At 63.1% G+C, this 16,684-nt stretch carries 12 protein-coding genes; 2 read left to right on the top strand and 10 right to left on the bottom strand.

Features of this window, described 5'->3' with window-relative positions; all coding sequences use genetic code 11:
* Positions 1-140: 140 nt before the first annotated feature.
* The 7 genes from phoR to pstS all read right to left on the bottom strand — a co-directional run bounded on the left by phoR (position 141) and on the right by pstS (position 7,139).
* Positions 141-1,451 (bottom strand): phosphate regulon sensor histidine kinase PhoR, encoded by a 1,311-nt coding sequence (gene phoR, locus HBH1_RS00355; RefSeq protein WP_102661148.1) that lies wholly within the window; start codon positions 1,449-1,451, stop codon positions 141-143.
* A gap of 76 nt (positions 1,452-1,527) precedes the next feature.
* Positions 1,528-2,205 (bottom strand): response regulator, encoded by a 678-nt coding sequence (locus HBH1_RS00350; RefSeq protein ID WP_034332673.1) that lies wholly within the window; start codon positions 2,203-2,205, stop codon positions 1,528-1,530.
* 87 nt (positions 2,206-2,292) lie between these two features.
* Complete coding sequence (gene phoU, locus HBH1_RS00345; protein ID WP_102661147.1) at positions 2,293-3,000, bottom strand: phosphate signaling complex protein PhoU; 708 nt, start codon at positions 2,998-3,000, stop codon at positions 2,293-2,295.
* 175 nt (positions 3,001-3,175) lie between these two features.
* The gene (gene pstB / locus HBH1_RS00340) at positions 3,176-3,976 is read right to left on the bottom strand and encodes a phosphate ABC transporter ATP-binding protein PstB (protein WP_006464985.1); all 801 of its coding nucleotides are present in this window, start codon (positions 3,974-3,976) and stop codon (positions 3,176-3,178) included.
* 35 nt (positions 3,977-4,011) lie between these two features.
* On the bottom strand, positions 4,012-4,908 hold the full coding sequence (gene pstA, locus HBH1_RS00335) for a phosphate ABC transporter permease PstA (RefSeq protein ID WP_077237676.1): 897 nt from the start codon (positions 4,906-4,908) through the stop codon (positions 4,012-4,014).
* A complete protein-coding gene (pstC, locus tag HBH1_RS00330; RefSeq protein WP_102661146.1) occupies positions 4,908-5,918 on the bottom strand; it encodes a phosphate ABC transporter permease subunit PstC in 1,011 nt (336 codons plus the stop codon). Before pstC ends, pstA begins: the two co-directional genes overlap by 1 nt.
* A gap of 171 nt (positions 5,919-6,089) precedes the next feature.
* Positions 6,090-7,139: a phosphate ABC transporter substrate-binding protein PstS gene (gene pstS, locus HBH1_RS00325; protein WP_102661145.1), complete on the bottom strand. Its 1,050-nt coding sequence runs from the start codon at positions 7,137-7,139 to the stop codon at positions 6,090-6,092.
* Positions 7,140-7,533: 394 nt separating this feature from the next.
* Between pstS and ppk1 the strand changes: the two genes are divergently transcribed.
* A complete protein-coding gene (ppk1, locus tag HBH1_RS00320) occupies positions 7,534-9,648 on the top strand; it encodes a polyphosphate kinase 1 (RefSeq protein WP_006464981.1) in 2,115 nt (704 codons plus the stop codon).
* A gap of 54 nt (positions 9,649-9,702) precedes the next feature.
* Positions 9,703-10,182: a SixA phosphatase family protein gene (locus HBH1_RS00315; RefSeq protein ID WP_102661144.1), complete on the top strand. Its 480-nt coding sequence runs from the start codon at positions 9,703-9,705 to the stop codon at positions 10,180-10,182.
* A gap of 151 nt (positions 10,183-10,333) precedes the next feature.
* On the opposite strand, the gene HBH1_RS00310 is transcribed toward HBH1_RS00315, so the two are convergent.
* From HBH1_RS00310 to HBH1_RS00300, 3 genes are all read right to left on the bottom strand, one after another.
* Positions 10,334-12,091 (bottom strand): methyl-accepting chemotaxis protein, encoded by a 1,758-nt coding sequence (locus HBH1_RS00310; protein WP_102661143.1) that lies wholly within the window; start codon positions 12,089-12,091, stop codon positions 10,334-10,336.
* 346 nt (positions 12,092-12,437) lie between these two features.
* A complete protein-coding gene (locus HBH1_RS00305; protein ID WP_102661142.1) occupies positions 12,438-14,180 on the bottom strand; it encodes a methyl-accepting chemotaxis protein in 1,743 nt (580 codons plus the stop codon).
* A gap of 410 nt (positions 14,181-14,590) precedes the next feature.
* Positions 14,591-16,585, bottom strand: a complete 1,995-nt coding sequence (locus HBH1_RS00300) for a methyl-accepting chemotaxis protein (RefSeq protein ID WP_102661141.1) — start codon at positions 16,583-16,585, stop codon at positions 14,591-14,593.
* Positions 16,586-16,684 lie beyond the last annotated feature (99 nt).

Raw genomic sequence — 16,684 nt, 5'->3', positions numbered from 1 at the left:
GTATTTGTACGTAGAGACGGAGCGCTCATGCTGAGCTATTGCACACATGGTACGCCCGCCCCGGCAATTCAAACATCAAAAAAGGATGCCGAAGCATCCTTTCCAATTGCCTTTCACGGGGGTTTCCTGCTCGCATCTGCTCAATGCTGTACGGCGTAGTCCTCGATGGTCTGGGACGCCGGAAAATGTACGGTGAAGGTGCTGCCGTGATCCGGCACCGACGCGATGTCCAGTGTCGCATGGTGGCGCAGCAGGACATGGCGCACGATGGCCAGCCCCAGGCCGGTGCCCTGGGTCTCGCGGGAACGGCTCTTGTCGACGCGGTAGAAGCGCTCGGTGAGGCGCGAGATGTGTTCAGGGCTGATGCCGATGCCGGTATCCTGCACCGCGAAATGCGCGCCCTGATCATCGCTCTGCCAGCGCAGGGTGATGGTGCCGCCTTCCGGGGTATAGCGCACGGCATTGGTGACCAGGTTGGTGAAGGCACTGCGCAACTCGTCGGCATTGCCCTTGAGATCGGGGCCTTCGACCACCAGGCGGATTTCATGCTTGCCTGCCGACAACGCCCGCCCCTCTTCGGCGATGCGCTCCAGCAAGGGGCGCACCCGCAGCACTTCCGAGCGCAGCGGATAGTCGATCGATTCCAGCCGCGTCAGGGTGAGCATGTCGTCGATCAGGTTCTGCATGCGCTGCCCCTGCTCGGTCATCAGCTTCAGATGGGCGGTACGGATCGTTTCGTCCAGGTTGGGCTGGGCCAGGGCGATTTCCAGGAAACCGTTGATGACCGTCAAGGGTGTGCGCAGCTCGTGCGAGGCATTGGCCACGAAATCGCGGCGCATCATGTCGATACGCTGCGACTCGGTGACGTCGTGGGTGACCAGGATCTGGCGCCGGTTTTCGAAGGGGATGATCTGGATGATCAGCTTGCGCTCATGCAGGGCCAGCGTAAGCGGCTGCTCGTAGCGGCCCAGGATGATGTAGTCGATGAAGGCCGGGTTGCGGATCAGGTTGGTCACGCGCATGCCCTTGTCGCGGTCCAGCTTGAGCCCCAGGTGCTGCTGCGCGGCCGGATTGCACCATTCCAGAAACAGCACGTCATCCATGATCACCACGCCATCGGGCAGCAGGCTCATGGCCTGGCGGAAACGCGCCAGCCACTCGGCCAGTTCGGCCTGGTTCTTCTCGTCATCACGGCGCATGCGGTACAGGCGCGCATAGACATCGGTCCAGGCGCCCCAGCCGTCGGGCAGGCGCGACTGGCCGGAATCATCCAGCCAGGTCGACAGGCGCAGCAGGTAATGCAGGTGCGCGATCATCATCGCCCCCACCGCCAGCACCGCCGTGACCAGCCCGATGATCGGGCCAAAGAAGAAACCGACGACTCCCGCTCCGGCCAGGCACAACACCAGGCGCAATACAGCAGGAATCCAGAACAGAAGTTGTGGACTCATTGATTTGGCAGATAGATCTTGCAGGCGCCCGCGCGCCCGGATTTGTTATTGTCGCCTGAATAGGGCGGCGGCGGGCTTATTTGGTGGAGAGCATGTAGCCGACGCTGCGTACCGTCTTGATCAGGTACTCGGCATCGCGCAGGGCCTTGCGCAGGCGCAGCACGTGGACATCCACGGTGCGCTCTTCGATCACCACGTGGTCCCCCCAGACCCGGTCCAGCAACTGGCTGCGCGAAAACACGCGGTCGGGATGGGCCAGGAAGAACTTCAGCAGCTTGTATTCGGCATGGCCGATATCGATGCGCGCGCCCGACAGGCTCACCGAGCAGCTGGCCGGATCGAGCGTGACGGGCCCGGCCGACATCACTTCCTGCGCGTGCTCCGGGCTCTTGCGACGCAGCAGCGCCTTGATGCGGGCGGTCAGCTCACGCGGCGAGAAGGGCTTGGTGATGTAGTCATCGGCACCGTTGTCGAGGCCGGCGATCTTGTCTTCTTCCATGCTCTTGGCGGTGAGCATGATCACCGACAGCTGCTGCAGCTGGCGATCGGCGCGGATGCGCGAGAGCAGGTGCAGGCCGCTGCGGTCGGGCAGCATCCAGTCCAGCAGCACCAGTTGCGGGGCGCGATGCTGGACGAAGTCCCAGGCCGCCGCCGCGTTGGAGACGACGAAACTGGACCAGCCCGCCTCCTTGAGGGTGAAGGCAATCAGTTCGGCAATGGAGGGTTCGTCTTCGACGATGAGGATAGTAGTCATGGTATTGGTTGAGCAGTATCGCGGGTCTCCCCTCCGCAACCCGGTGATGGACGGTTCTTCCCGACCGCCACCACCGGCGCCGTGCTATCAGTCTTCGTCTTCGATCGACTTGGCCGAACCGAAGTCGGTGTGGCGGATATCCTTGCCACCGACCACGTAGACGACATACTCGGCGATGTTCTTGGCATGGTCGCCGATACGTTCGATGGCCTTGGCCACCCACAGGGTATCGATGGAACCGGAGATGGTGCGCGGGTCTTCCATCATGAAGGTGATCAGGCTGCGGGTGATGGAGCGGAAGCCGTGGTCGATGCGTTCATCCTGCTTGATCAGTTCGGCGGCCTGCTTGTCATCCAGGCGGGCGAATGCATCCAGGGCGCTACGCAGCTGGTCCATGGCCTGCTCGGCGATCAGGCTCACGGTCTCGTAATGCGACACCAGACCGATCCCGCGCTTGTGCAGGTGGATGGCGGTACGGGCGATCTTGGTCGCCTCATCGCCCACGCGTTCCAGGTCGGTGATGATCTTGATGGTCGCCATGACGGTACGCAGGTCATTGGCGGTCGGCTGGCGACGCACGATGAGGTGGCTGCAGGCATCATCGAGTTCGACTTCCAGCCGATTGACGGCCTCGTCGTCCTTCATCACGCGATGTGCCACGTCCAGGTTACCGTTACGGAAAGCCGCAATCGCATCCTGGAACTGATGCTCCACCATGCCGCCCATGGCAAGCACCTTGGAGCGGATCTGCTCCAGATCCTGGTCATACTGTTTGGAGGAATGATCGCCGGTCATGTGACGTCCCTAAAAGAAAATTCTATAAAAAATATGTGCCCTGACTACTCTGTGGAATCGTCGTATCGGCGTAGCGAGCGCTTCGAGTTCGCGTCGAGAAGCGCAGCCGTACTGGAGTACGGCGAGCATCGCAGACGCGAAATCGGAGCGCGCAGTAGCCGAGACGACGGTTCGATCAGCCGAAGCGGCCGGTGATGTAGTCTTGGGTTTCTTTGCGCACCGGATTCATGAAGATCTGGTCCGTCTCGCCAAACTCCACCAGCTCGCCCAGGTACATGTAGGCGGTGTAATCCGAGCAGCGGGCCGCCTGCTGCATGTTGTGGGTCACGATGGCGATGGTGTAGTCGTTCTTCAGCTCGCCGATCAGCTCTTCCACCTTGGCCGTGGAGATGGGGTCCAGCGCCGAGGTCGGCTCGTCCAGCAGCAGCACTTCCGGCTTGACCGCGACACCGCGGGCGATGCACAGACGCTGTTGCTGACCACCGGAGAGCGACAGGCCGCTCTTGTGCAGCTTGTCCTTGACTTCACCCCACAATGCCGCCTTGTTGAGCGCCCATTCGACGCGCTCGTCCATCTCGCCCTTGGGCAGGTTTTCGTACAGGCGGATACCGAAGGCGATGTTGTCGTAGACCGACATCGGGAACGGGGTCGGCTTCTGGAACACCATGCCGACCTTGGCGCGCAGCATGTTCAGGTCTTGTCCCGGCTCCAGGATGTTGTTGCCGGCGTAGATGATCTTGCCCTCGGCACGCTGGCCGGGGTACAGGTCGTACATGCGGTTGAATGTACGCAGCAGGGTCGACTTGCCGCAGCCCGAGGGACCGATGAAGGCGGTGACCTTGCCTTCCCAGATATTGAGGTTGATGTTCTTGAGGCCCTGGAATCCGCCGTAGTAGAAATTCAGTTGCGAAACTTCGAGCGTGGCCTTCTTGTCCGCAGCAGCGTTGGCGGATGCGGTAGTAGCGTGGCTTGCCATTTGATGAGCAGTAGTCATGTCGGTCACTTGGAGAATTAGCCGGGGATTTGTTGCTTGAACAGGGTGCGCGAGAGCACGTTGAGCAGCAGCACGCTGAAGGTGATCAGCAAGGCGCCGCCCCATGCCAGCGAGACCCAGTTGTCATACGGGCTCATGGCGAACTGGTTGATCACCACCGGCAGGTTGGCAATCGGACGGTTCATGTTGGTGCTGAAGAACTGGTTGTTCAGGGCGGTGAACAGCAGCGGCGCGGTCTCGCCCGAGATGCGGGCCACCGCCAGCAGCACCCCGGTCACCACGCCGGCCTTGACGGCACGCAGGCGCACGATGATGGCCACCTTCCAGCGCGGCGCGCCGAGTGCGAAGGCGGCTTCACGCAGGCCGCTGGGGACCAGCTTCAACATGTTGTCGGTGGTACGCACCACCACCGGAATGGCGATCAGCGAGATGGCGAAGGTACCGGCCCAGCCCGAGAAGTGGTTCACGTTGGCCACGTAGATGGCGTAGATGAACAGGCCGATCACGATGGACGGTGCCGACAGCATGATGTCGGTGACGAAGCGGGTCACCTGGGCCAGCTTGCTCTCCTCGCCATACTCGGCCAGGTAGACGCCGGCCAGGATGCCGATGGGGGTACTGATCAGGGTGCTGATGCCGACCATCATCAGCGAGCCGACGATGGGGTTCAACAGGCCGCCGCCGGCATCGCCCGGTCCGGGGGTGTTTTCGGTCAGCAGGCCCAGGTTGAGCGCGGCCACGCCCTTGAAGACCAGGGTCAGCAGGATCCAGGCCAGCACGAACAGGCCCAGGCCCATGGCCAGGAAGGAGAACAGCATGCCCATACGATGCTGCAGCAGGCGCTTGCGGTAGACGGGATTCATGGCTTGCGGCGCGTTGGCGGCGGCGCTGCCGGTTGGTACGGTCTGGCTCATTATTTGGCTCCTTCCTTGCGGGTCATGCCCATCAACATGATCTTGGCGGCGGACAGGACGATGAAGGTGATGACGAACAGGATCAGGCCCAGCGCGAACAGCGAGGACACGTGCAGCTTGCTGGAGGCTTCGGCGATTTCATTGGCCAGGGTCGAGGCGATCGAGTTGCCCGCCGAGAACAGCGACCAGGACAGGCGGTGCGAGTTGCCGATCACGAAGGTGACCGCCATGGTCTCGCCCAGGGCGCGGCCCAGGCCCAGCATCACGCCACCGACCACGCCGGTCTTGGTGTAGGGCAGCACTACCTTGCGCACCACTTCCCAGCGGGTGCAACCGAGGCCGTAGGCCGATTCCTTCAGTACGGCCGGGACCACTTCGAAGACGTCGCGCATCACCGAGGAGATGAAGGGGATGATCATCACCGACAGGATCAGGCCGGCGGTGAGGATGCCGATGCCCATGGTGGGGCCGGAGAACAGCACGCCGATGCCGGGAATCTGACCCAGCGTGGCCTTCAGGAAGGGCTGGCCGTATTCCGAGAACAGCGGCGCGAACACGAACAGGCCCCACATGCCGTAGATGATGGAAGGCACGCCGGCCAGCAGCTCCACGCAGGTACCCAGCGGGCGGCGCAGCCTGGCGGGGCAGATTTCGGTGAGGAACAGGGCGATGCCGAAGCTGACCGGGAAGGCGATCAGCAAGGCGATGATCGAGGTCGACAGCGTACCCACGATGGCGATCATGGCGCCGAATTCGTTATTGGTCGGGTCCCATTCGACACGCGTGATGAAGCCCGGGCCGAAGGCCTGGAACGCGGGTGCAGCACCGATGATGAGGGAAACGATGATCCCGCCCAGCATCAGCAGCACTGACAGGGCGAAGATCAGGGTGATCTTGTGGAAGAAGAAGTCCTGCAGTCGCTGGCGGCGCATGACGGCCATCAACTTCTCGCGCGCGACTTGCGCACTATCAGTCTCTGTCGGGGATTTTTTGACTTCAGTATTCGACATTGCCGTGGTGGAATAATTAGCGCTCATTTGAATTCACCATTAAAACGGGCCATCGCCGCGATTGCTCTGTGCTCCAGAGTTGCTCGTTCTCGCTGCGATGGCCCGAATACTCCGTAGGGAGAGGCTTGCTTGGCCGGATTCACCAGGAACCCGGCCGGACTTGGCGGTGGCTTACCAGATAGCCTTGCCGCTGCTGTCCTTGACGTTGCTCTTCCAGGAATCTTCCACCAGCTTGGTGACCGAATCCGGCAGCGGCACGTAGTCCAGCTCGGCGGCAACCTTGCCACCATTCTTGTAGGCCCAGTCGAAGAACTTCAGGACTTCCTTGCCCTTGGCGCCATCGCCAGCCTGTTCCTTGTGCAGCAGGATGAAGGTGGCGCTGGAGATCGGCCACGATTCCTTGCCGGCGGCGTCGGTGAAGTCAACGGCGAAGCCCGGGGTCTTGGCCCAGTCGCCGGCGGCGGTAGCGGCCTTGAAGGTGGAATCATCAGGCGAGACGAAGTTGCCATCCTTGTTCTTGAGCTGGGTGTAGTTCAGCTTGTTCTTCTTGACGTAGGCGTACTCGACGTAGCCGATGGCGCCCTTGACCTTCTGCACGTTGGCGGCAACGCCTTCGTTACCCTTGCCACCCACGCCGGTGGGCCACTTGACGGCGGTACCGGCACCGATCTTGGCCTTAAAGTCGGCATTGGCCTTGGCCAGGTAGGAGGTGAACACGTAGGAAGTGCCCGATGCGTCCGAACGGTAGACGACGGTGATGTCTTCGGCCGGCAGCTTCACGCCCGGGTTCAGGGCGGTGATTTCAGGCGCGTTCCACTTGGTGATCTTGCCAGCGTAGATGTCGCCCAGAACCTGGCCCGACAGCTTGATCTGGCCCGGGGTCACGCCGTCCAGGTTGACCACCGGGACCACGCCACCGACCACGGCCGGGAACTGGGTCAGGCCGGCTTCAGCCAGTTCGCTCTGCGGCAGCGGGGCGTCGGAGGCGCCGAAGTCGACGGTCTTGGCCTTGATCTGCTTGATACCACCACCGGAACCGATGGACTGGTAGTTCAGGCTGTTGCCGGTGGCGGTCTTGTACAGTTCAGCCCACTTGGCGTAGACCGGGTACGGGAAGGAGGCGCCGGCGCCGGTGATTTCTGCTGCATGAGCGGCACCGCTGAAGGCGAAAGCGCCGGCCACTGCGACTGCAACAGATTTGATCAGATGGTTAAACCCCATTTCAACTACTCCTATGATTTTGAGAGAGGAACGTCAGCAAGAAACATCACGATGGGAGGGATGACTTCTGAGACAGGGCGAACTTTAACCAGCTAATGTGACGAGTTTATGACCCGAACTTGTCATCCAGGCCAGCCCCGGCGGCCCTTCGCCGGACGTCGGCGCGGCGCTCGGTACCGGGCTGCAAAACCAGGCGCCAGGCTGCACGCGGGTTTCCTGACAATTCCGTGTCATGCCGACAAACCCGCATTGCATATGAGCAAATATGTTTTTGTCATCACATGGGCTTGCTCTTATACTGAAGCAATGTGACAAAGCGACATGAGTCTTGTCATAAACTCGTCATACCTCCTAAATACACTGCCCGCTCAAAGTGGATGGACAGGGAACATTGATGATCAGAAAAGCAAAACCGGAAAGCAGCACACCTCCTGAACTTCCCGCCAATACGATTTACCTCAATCGCGAACTGTCGCAGCTGGCCTTCAACCGACGCGTGCTGGCCCAGGCCGAAGACGACAGCGTGCCGCTGCTGGAACGCCTGCGCTACCTCTGCATCTGCAGCAGCAACCTGGATGAATTCTTCGAAGTGCGCATCGCCAGCCTGCTGGCCAATCGCATCGAGGGCGAGAATATCGATCCGCCCGAACTGCGGGCCGCGCTGGAACGTACCAGCGCCGAATGCCACCGCATCGTGACGCGCCAGTACGAACTGCTCAACGACGAAATCCTGCCGCAACTGGCGGCCAACGGCATCCACCTGCTGCGCCACGATGACCGCAACGAGGCGCAGCGCGCCTGGGTCAAGCAGTATTTCGAGCAGCATGTGCGCCCGCTGCTGACGCCCATCGGCCTGGACCCGGCTCACCCCTTCCCGCAGGTGCACAACAAGAGCCTCAATTTCATCATCGAGCTCTCCGGCAAGGATGCCTTCGGGCGCGGCACGGCCATCGTCATCGTCAAGGCGCCACGGGTGCTGCCGCGCGTGATCAAGCTGCCGGACCATCTCTCGGCCAAGGGCCAGTCCTCGTTCTGCCTGCTGTCCTCGGTGATCCATGCACACATCGCCGACCTCTTTCCGGGGCGCGACATCACCGCCTATTCGCAATTCCGCGTGACCCGCAACAGTGACCTGTGGGTCGATGAAGAAGAGGTCAAGAACCTGCGCCAGGCCCTGGAAACCGAATTGCAGAGCCGCCAGTTCGGCGTGGCGGTGCGCCTGGAAGTGGCGGCCAATTGCCCCGAACACCTGGCGCAGTTCCTGCTGAACCAGTTCAACATCGAACGCAACCGCCTGTACGCGGTACAGGGTCCGGTGAACATGGTGCGTCTGGGCGAGATCGTGAACCTGGTCAACCAGCCGGAGTTGCGCTTCCCGCCCTTCTCCCCCACCCTGCCGCCGCAACTGGCCAGCGAGAACATCTTTGCCGCCCTGGACAAGAAGGACGTGCTGCTGCACCACCCCTTCCAGTCCTTCCAGCCGGTGGTGGATTTCATCCGCACCGCCGCCCACGACCCGCGCGTGCTGGCCATCAAGCAGACCATCTACCGTACCGGGATGAACTCGGACCTGATGGAGGCGCTGATCTACGCCGCCCAGCACGGCAAGGAAGTGACGGTGATCGTGGAACTGATGGCGCGCTTCGATGAAGAAGCCAACATCAACTGGGCGGTCAAGCTGGAGCAGGCCGGAGCGCAGGTGGTCTATGGGGTGGTCGGCCTGAAGACGCACGCCAAGCTGGCGCTGGTGATCCGCCGCGACGATGACCAGGGCCTGCGCTTCTACGCCCACCTCGGGACCGGCAACTATCACCCCAATACCACCAAGTTCTATACAGACTTCGGCCTCCTGACCTCGAACCAGGAGCTCACGGCCGAGGTCAACGAGGTCTTCATCCATCTCACCAGCCTGACCAAGCCGCGTAACCTCACGCACCTGTGGCTGGCGCCGTTCTCGCTGCAGAAGGAAATCATCCGTGCCATCCGCAACGAAGGCCAGATCGCCCGCGAAGGCCGGCCGGCGCGCATCATCGCCAAGATGAATGCGCTGCTGGACGAGTCGGTGATCCGCGCCCTCTACGCGGCCTCGGCCGATGGCGTCAAGATCGACCTGATCGTGCGCGGTGCCTGCGCGCTGCGCCCGGGTGTGCGGGGACTGTCGGAAAACATCAAGGTACGCTCCATCATCGGCCGCTACCTGGAGCACTCGCGCATCTATTACTTCCGCAACGACCTGGCCCACGACGTCTACCTGGCCAGCGCGGACTGGATGAACCGCAACCTGTTCCGCCGTATCGAGGTGGCCTTCCCGGTGCTGGACAAGACGCTGAAGAAGCGGGTGATTTCGGAAGGTCTGAACCCCTACCTGAAGGACAACACCAATTCCTGGCAACTCGACGTCAATGGCGTCTATACGCTCAAGAAACCGCGCACCAAGCAGCAGTGCTTCAACGCCCAGCAGCACCTGATGACCACGCTGGGCATACCGGCCACGCCGCCGGAAGAGTAAGCTCGACACCGCAGCACTCCCGACGCCACCTGCCGACTTATCCGAGGAGCTGAGATGGACCTGATTCTATGGCGACATGCCGAGGCCGAGCTGGGCGAACCCGACGAGGGCCGCGCCCTGACCCCCAAGGGTCACAAGCAGGCCGTCAAGATGGCCGAATGGCTGGACCGCAACCTGCCGGAAAGCTGCCGCATCCTGGTCAGTCCCGCCACGCGCACCTTGCAGACGGTGGAGGCCCTCAAGCGCCGGCACAAGGTGGTGGCCGACCTGGCCCCCAACATGAGTCCGGCGGATCTGCTGCGGGCGGCCAACTGGCCGGACAGCCGCGAGCCGGTGCTCATCGTAGGCCACCAGCCGACGCTGGGCCAGGTGGCCGCGCAACTGATCTGCGGCCAGCCGCAGGAGTGGTCGCTGCGCAAGGCCAACATCTGGTGGATCAGCCAGCGCGAACGCGGCGACGTCACCACCAACTACCTCAAGGCGGTGGTGGCACCGGAATTGCTGGCGACCTCGGGCAAGCATCACCCGCGCTGATGGCCGCTTTGGCAAGGCAGGCATAAAAAACGCTGCGACCGGCACGGGCTGGTCGCAGCGTTTTGCGTTTTAGCTTTTTGTCTTTTTTCGTCTATGCGTTCCGGATTGAACGCATACCCCGCCGGCAAACAGACCGGCGGGACGCATCACATCAGAAGGTCTCCCAATCACCATCGTCGCTGGTGGCCGGCACGCGAGGGGCCGGGCGCGACGGCGCTGCTGCGGCGCTGGCCGCCGGCAGGGCCGGACGCTTCAGGACCGGTGCTGCCTTGGGAGCGGCTTGCGGTGCAGCCATCCTGGGTGCGGACCTGGTCACAGGCTGGGCTGCGCGGACCGGGGCAGCGGCCACGGGGGACGCCATGGCCGCGCCATCGACGCGGAAGATCGCCACTTCCTGCATCAACGACTGGGCCTGCTGCTCCAGCGACTTGGCGGCGGCGCTGGCCTGTTCCACCAGGGCGGCATTCTGCTGGGTCGCCTCGTCCATCTGCGTCACCGCATGCGAGACCTGGTCGATGCCGGCGCTCTGTTCGTTGGAGGCGGCCGAGATTTCGCTCATGATGTCGGTCACGCGCTGTACCGCCTGGATCACGTCATTCATGGTCTCGCCGGCCTGGCCCACCAGCTGCGAGCCGGCCTGCACCCGTTCTTCCGAATGCATGATCAGCTCCTTGATCTCCTTGGCTGCGCTGGAGGAGCGTTGCGCCAGTGCGCGCACTTCGGTGGCGACCACCGCGAAGCCTCGTCCCTGCTCGCCGGCACGGGCTGCTTCGACCGCAGCATTGAGCGCCAGGATATTGGTCTGGAAGGCGATGCCATCGATGATGCTGACGATGTCGGTGATACGCGAGGAGCTCTCGCGGATCTCTTCCATGGTCTGCACCACCCGGCTCACCACCGCATTGCCGTCGGCCGCGATGGTGGAGGCATTGACCGCCAGCGTGGTGGCCTGGCGGGCATTGTCGGCGTTGTGCTTCACGGTGCTGGTCAGCTCTTCCATGCTGGAGGCAGTCTCTTCCAGCGAAGCCGCCTGTTGTTCGGTACGGGAGGACAGATCGAGGTTGCCGGAAGCGATTTCACGGGTCGCGGTGGCGATGGCATCGCTGCCGCCACGCACGGCGCGCACGGTGCGGGTGAGACTCTCCTGCATGCGCGAGAGACCGTTGAGCAACTGGCCCATTTCGTTCTTCGAATGCACGTGCACCGGCTGGGTCAGGTCACCCGAGGCGATGGCGTCGAAGTGGCGCAAGGCGCGCTGCATCGGCTCGCCGATGGCACGGCGCAACGACCACCAGCTGTAGAAGGCCAACAGCAGGCCGGCGATGATGGCAACGATGGAAAACATGCGCGAGGCTTCATAGCGTGCCATGGAGGTTTCGGCACTATGGGTGGCCAGCTCGGTCTCGTACTTGCTCAGGGCCTGGCCGTCCAGTTGCATGGCGGTGTAGATGGTACCGACCTTGCGCGCCTGGTCGCCGATGGCCTGGCGGTCACCGCCCTTGATCACCTCGGCAAAGCGGGTCAGCTCCTGCTCGGTCTTCTCGATGCCATCCGAAACCTTCTTCACCAGGACCTTGCCCTCTTCGGTCTGCGGCAGCGCGGTGTACTTGGCCCACCATTGCAGGGCTTCCTTGCGCGCATTGGCGTCCATGCCGACCATGCGCTCGGCCCAGGCAGGGTCGCTGGTGAGCGCGGCCTGGTCCAGCGAGGTACGCTGGCGACCGATCCAGATCAACGTATTGTCGGCGGCGACGGTCTTGGGCATGCGCTCTTCGGAGAGCTGGCGATTGACGCTGACGGCGGCCGACATGCCCAGCAGGCCCGACGCGCCGATGGCCAGCAGCAGGATGGACAGTACAAGGACGGCAATGGCGAGTTGCGCCTTGATGGAAAGGTTCTTGATGGACATTGGTGTGGTTCCGGTGGATGAAGTGAAAGTGCCGCTGTTCTACACCGGGTTCGCATGAATCCACGATATGGCCACGATCGTCAGTTTCCCCCGCGCAGGCAGGCCTCGACGCCGTGCTCTTCCCCCGGCCGCGCAGGCGACCGTCCTCCCCATTTCCGGACCGGTCAATCTGCTGCGATTGTTATAGCTTTACGGCAACTTGGGAATTATCTTAAATTCTCGCGATTCCTGCCCGTCTCAGGCAAAAATAAAGCGCCGCGACCCGGAAGGTGGCGGCGCTTACGCAACAGCTTGATTTTTTGTTACTGCAATGACGCCGCTTCAAGCCTGGACGTCATGACAACTTTCAGAACTCTTCGAACTCGTCATCCCGTGCCGTGGCAGCCGGTTTGCCGCTGGCGGGCGCTGCGGGCGGCAGGCCGGCGACCGGGCGCTTGGCAGGACTTGCGGCGGTCAGGACCGGTTGCGGGTTCACGGTGCGCGCGGGCGCCGTCGGCCGCGCCACCGGGAGGGTGGTCGCAGCAGTGTGCGCCGCACCCGCCTGCGCGGTCCTGAGACGGAACACTGCCACCGCCCGCGCCAGCACGTCGGACTGCTCCTGCAGGCTTTCGGCGGCGGCCGCGGCCTGTTCCACCAGGGCGGCGTTCTGCTGGGTGATTTCGTCGATCTGCGAAATGGCGTTGTTGACCTCGGCGATGCCGGCGCTTTGCTCCTGGCTGGCGGCAGTGATCTCGCCCATGATGTCGGCCACGTGCTTGACCGAAGACACGATCTCGCTCATGGTGGCGCCGGCTTCATCGACCAGCTTGCCGCCGGTGTCGACCTTGTCCACGGAATCGCTGATGAGCTGCTTGATTTCCTTGGCGGCGGCGGCGCTGCGCTGGGCCAGCGCCCGCACTTCGGAGGCCACCACCGCGAAGCCACGACCCTGCTCGCCGGCGCGGGCGGCTTCCACGGCCGCATTCAGGGCCAGGATGTTGGTCTGGAAGGCAATGCCGTCGATCACGCCGATGATGTCCACGATCTTGCTGGAGCTTTCCTTGATGGAGCCCATGGTGGCCACCACGTCGCCGACCACGCGGCCACCCTTGGTGGCATAGTCCGAGGCCGACAGCACCAGCTGGTTGGCCTGGCGCGCGTTCTCGGCGTTCTGCTGCACGGTGGAGGTGAGCTGCTCCATGGAGCTGGCGGTTTCTTCCAGGCTGGAAGCCTGGGACTCGGTGCGGTTGGACAGGTCCACGTTGCCGCGTGCGATCTCGTGCGAGGCCACGGCGATGACGGCGGCGCTTTCCTTGACTTCGTTGAGCGTGGCGGCCAGGTTGGTCTGCATGGCGTCCAGGGCGTTGACCAGATGGGCGGCTTCATCGCGGCCATCGTCGTGGAAGTCCTGGGTCAGGTCGCCGCTGGAGATGGTCTCGGCAATGCTGCCCGCGCGCTTGAGCGGATTGACGATGGAGCGGGTGATGACAAAGGTGAAGAAGAAGCCCAGGCCCAGGGTCAGCACGCCCATCAGCAACATGCCGATCTGCGCCTTGCGGTAGCTGTCCTTGGCGTCGGCATGGGCCTCTTTCATGTCGTCCTGCTGGAACGAGGCCAGCGCACCCACGCTGCTCATCCACTTTTCGTGGGCCGGCAGGAAATCGCTTTTCAGCAACTGCGCCGCATCAAAGTAATTGTTGCTGAGGACCTGCTGGCGAATCTGCTCGACGATGGGGAACAGCTTCTTGCTCTCGCCGCTGGCGGCCGCCAGCAATTCCTTGCCGCGGCCACTGGAGGTCAGTTCGGTGATCTGCTTCTCGAAGCCGGCATAGGCCTGCAGGATGCGGCCCAGGTGTTCATCCTCGGCCTTGCCTTCGGCTGCATCGGTAGGCGTGACCACCTTGCGCAAGGCCAGGGCCATCTCACTGCCGGCTTCGCGCATGTGCATGGCGGTGGTCATGGCGGTGACCTTCTTTTCGATCACGTATTCACTGCTGGCTTCCATCTCGGCCATGCGCCACAAGCCGATCAGCAGGATCGCCGTGGCCAGCAGCAGGATGAGACAGAAACCGAACGCCAGGCGGCTGCCGATCTTGAGACGTTGAATCATGGATGATGTCTTTCTTGTAACGCTAACGTAGACGGTGGTGCAAATGGGGGCGGCCACCGGTGAGCGGCCCGCCCTGCGCAGATTTACAGCATGATTCATGCCTGCCACATGCCCTGCCCTGCGGCGGCAACGCGGCCGTGTTGATGTTTTGTTATGGTGGAACCGCGCCGCAGCCACCCCGGCGTGCAGCGATGCGACCTTCAGCGCCAGACGCACGGGATGTACAGAATGAACGCCATGGACGAAATGCGCGTGGCGCATATTAGAAGAGGCCCATGCGGGCGAGCCAATGCTTTGTCGGCATGCCCGCATGTTTCTTTTGCATAGTTGAAAAAGCGATCATGCCGCCTCAAGCACAGCGCGCCGTGGGCTCCTGCCGGACGCGGTATCAGGCGCTCAGCGCCGGGTGCTCATGCTGCCGGGAGCGCCACCTGCCGCGTCGCCAAGGGCGCCCTCTGAACAGGCGCACTGTCGTGGTCGGTACGAAAGACCGCGACCGCCTCGCGCAGCAGCGACGCCTGTTGCTGCAGGCTTTCCGAGGCGGCTGCCGCCTGCTCCACCAATGCCGCATTCTGCTGGGTGATGGCTTCCATCTGGGTGATGGCGTCGTTGACCTGGCTGATGCCGGTACTCTGCTCCTGGCTGGCCTGGGTGATGTCGCTCATGATGCCGGCCACCTGGCGTACCGCCCCGACCACCTCGCTCATGGTCGCGCCGGCTTCGTCCACCAGCCTGCCACCGGTGTCGACCTTGCCCACCGAATCGCCGATCAATTGCTTGATTTCCTTGGCGGCGCTGGCGCTGCGTTGCGCCAGTGAGCGCACTTCCGAGGCCACCACGGCAAAGCCGCGCCCTTGCTCACCGGCGCGTGCGGCCTCGACGGCGGCATTGAGGGCGAGAATATTGGTCTGGAAGGCGATCCCATCGATGACGCTGATGATGTCGACGATGCGCCGCGAACTCTCCCTGATCTGGGCCATGGTCTGCACCACGTCGCCCACCACCTGCCCGCCACGCTCGGCCAGACGGGCGGCGGAAGCGGCCAGCTGGTCGGCCTGGCGGGCATTGTCGGCATTGTTCTGGACGGTGGAGGTCAGCTCCTCCATGGCGCTGGCGGTCTCCTCCAGGCTGGAGGCCTGCGACTCGGTACGGCGCGACAGGTCGGCATTGCCGGTGGCGATCTCGCCGCTGGCATGCTGCATCAGGTCGATGCTGCTGCGCACCTGGGTCACGATGCCGCCGAGGCTACCGGTCATGCTGTTGAGGGAGCCCAGCAATTGCGCCGTCTCGTCACGGCCGCGCACGACACTGTGCACGGTCAGGTCATAGGCCGCCACGCGCCTGGCCATGTCCACCGAGGCCAGCACCGGCTGCGTGACCGAGCGTGTGATCATCACGCCCAGCCAGGCGGCCAGCACCGCCAGCAACAGGATAGCCGCCAGCACCGACATCTGTTGCTGGCGCAGGGCGGCATTCTGGGCGTCGAGTTGCGTGGACAGCACTGCGGTGGCCTCGCTGATGGCCTTGAACTGCTCATCGATGGCCTGGGTGAATTGCTTGAAATAGGCGTCCGATGCGTAGCTCACCTCCTGCGGCAGCAGGACCTGTTCGCGGGCCAGCTTGATGGCGTCCAGCCCCAGCCGGTTGGCACTGTCAAATACCGTCGCCAAGCGGGCGCCGATATCGGCGTTGGCCGCCACACCCTTGGCAAAGGACCGGCGAGCCACCAGCAGTCGCTCTTGCGCCCGTTCCAGCATGGCCACCAGCTCCAGCCGGTCTTCGCGCTTGATGTCCTTCTTGAGCAGCAGACTGGCACCACGGGCGCGCGCCCGGCCGAGGTCTTCGGTGAGCATCGGCATGGCGATAAAAGCGGCGTTGATCAACTGGGTGCTGTCGAAATCGGGATCGATGGTGTAGTGGAAATGATCGAGCATGCGTTCGTTGAGGTCGAACAAGGCGCCGATCACGGCGCTATGGGCGGCAAAGCTTTCCGGCGCGGCCAGCTGACGGGCGCCCACCGCATCCCTCACCTTGGTCCAGGCCTGGACCTGGGCCTGCAGCAACGCGCCGGCCTGGGCATCGCTCTTCTGCATGCCTTGCATGGCCTGCGCCAGCGCCTGCAGGGCCTGGTCCACTTCCGTCGCCTTGGCCTGGCGGGGTGCCACCATGTCGGCGGCGCCGTTGAGCATCACGGCCGACATGCCGCGATGCTGCTGCATCAGTTGCACGCTGCGCAGTAAGCGCCTGACCGGCTCGACACCCTCGATTTCCTCTTTCTTGAAGCGGATCACGCGTTCGGTGCTGAGGACGTACAGGGTGGTCGGCACGCCGAACAAGACCAGTCCCAGCAGACCCAGCAATGCGAATTTCTGCCACAGTTGCAGATTGGCAAGCACAGTCTTCATCTCTCCCCCTCCTGTTGTTGGTTTTCCTATCCCTCGTGCCATCTCGCGGCGGCGGATGCTGAAGCCCTCTCCACCCACTGCGGACGTAACTGTAAATCC

Source organism: Herbaspirillum sp. BH-1 (assembly GCF_002870055.1).
Classification (GTDB): Bacteria; Pseudomonadota; Gammaproteobacteria; order Burkholderiales; family Burkholderiaceae_D; genus Herbaspirillum; species Herbaspirillum frisingense.
This window is presented reverse-complemented; position numbering and strand designations above follow the sequence as displayed.

Excerpts from the sequence above, each read along its gene's own strand:
- phoR (WP_102661148.1), bottom strand. The coding sequence starts at position 1,451 with ATGAGTCCACAACTTCTGTTCTGGATTCCTGCTGTATTGCGCCTGGTG.
- HBH1_RS00350 (WP_034332673.1), bottom strand. The coding sequence starts at position 2,205 with ATGACTACTATCCTCATCGTCGAAGACGAACCCTCCATTGCCGAACTG.
- phoU (WP_102661147.1), bottom strand. The coding sequence starts at position 3,000 with ATGACCGGCGATCATTCCTCCAAACAGTATGACCAGGATCTGGAGCAG.
- pstB (WP_006464985.1), bottom strand. The coding sequence starts at position 3,976 with ATGGCAAGCCACGCTACTACCGCATCCGCCAACGCTGCTGCGGACAAG.
- pstA (WP_077237676.1), bottom strand. The coding sequence starts at position 4,908 with ATGAGCCAGACCGTACCAACCGGCAGCGCCGCCGCCAACGCGCCGCAA.
- pstC (WP_102661146.1), bottom strand. The coding sequence starts at position 5,918 with ATGTCGAATACTGAAGTCAAAAAATCCCCGACAGAGACTGATAGTGCG.
- pstS (WP_102661145.1), bottom strand. The coding sequence starts at position 7,139 with ATGGGGTTTAACCATCTGATCAAATCTGTTGCAGTCGCAGTGGCCGGC.
- ppk1 (WP_006464981.1), top strand. The coding sequence starts at position 7,534 with ATGATCAGAAAAGCAAAACCGGAAAGCAGCACACCTCCTGAACTTCCC.
- HBH1_RS00315 (WP_102661144.1), top strand. The coding sequence starts at position 9,703 with ATGGACCTGATTCTATGGCGACATGCCGAGGCCGAGCTGGGCGAACCC.
- HBH1_RS00310 (WP_102661143.1), bottom strand. The coding sequence starts at position 12,091 with ATGTCCATCAAGAACCTTTCCATCAAGGCGCAACTCGCCATTGCCGTC.
- HBH1_RS00305 (WP_102661142.1), bottom strand. The coding sequence starts at position 14,180 with ATGATTCAACGTCTCAAGATCGGCAGCCGCCTGGCGTTCGGTTTCTGT.
- HBH1_RS00300 (WP_102661141.1), bottom strand. The coding sequence starts at position 16,585 with ATGAAGACTGTGCTTGCCAATCTGCAACTGTGGCAGAAATTCGCATTG.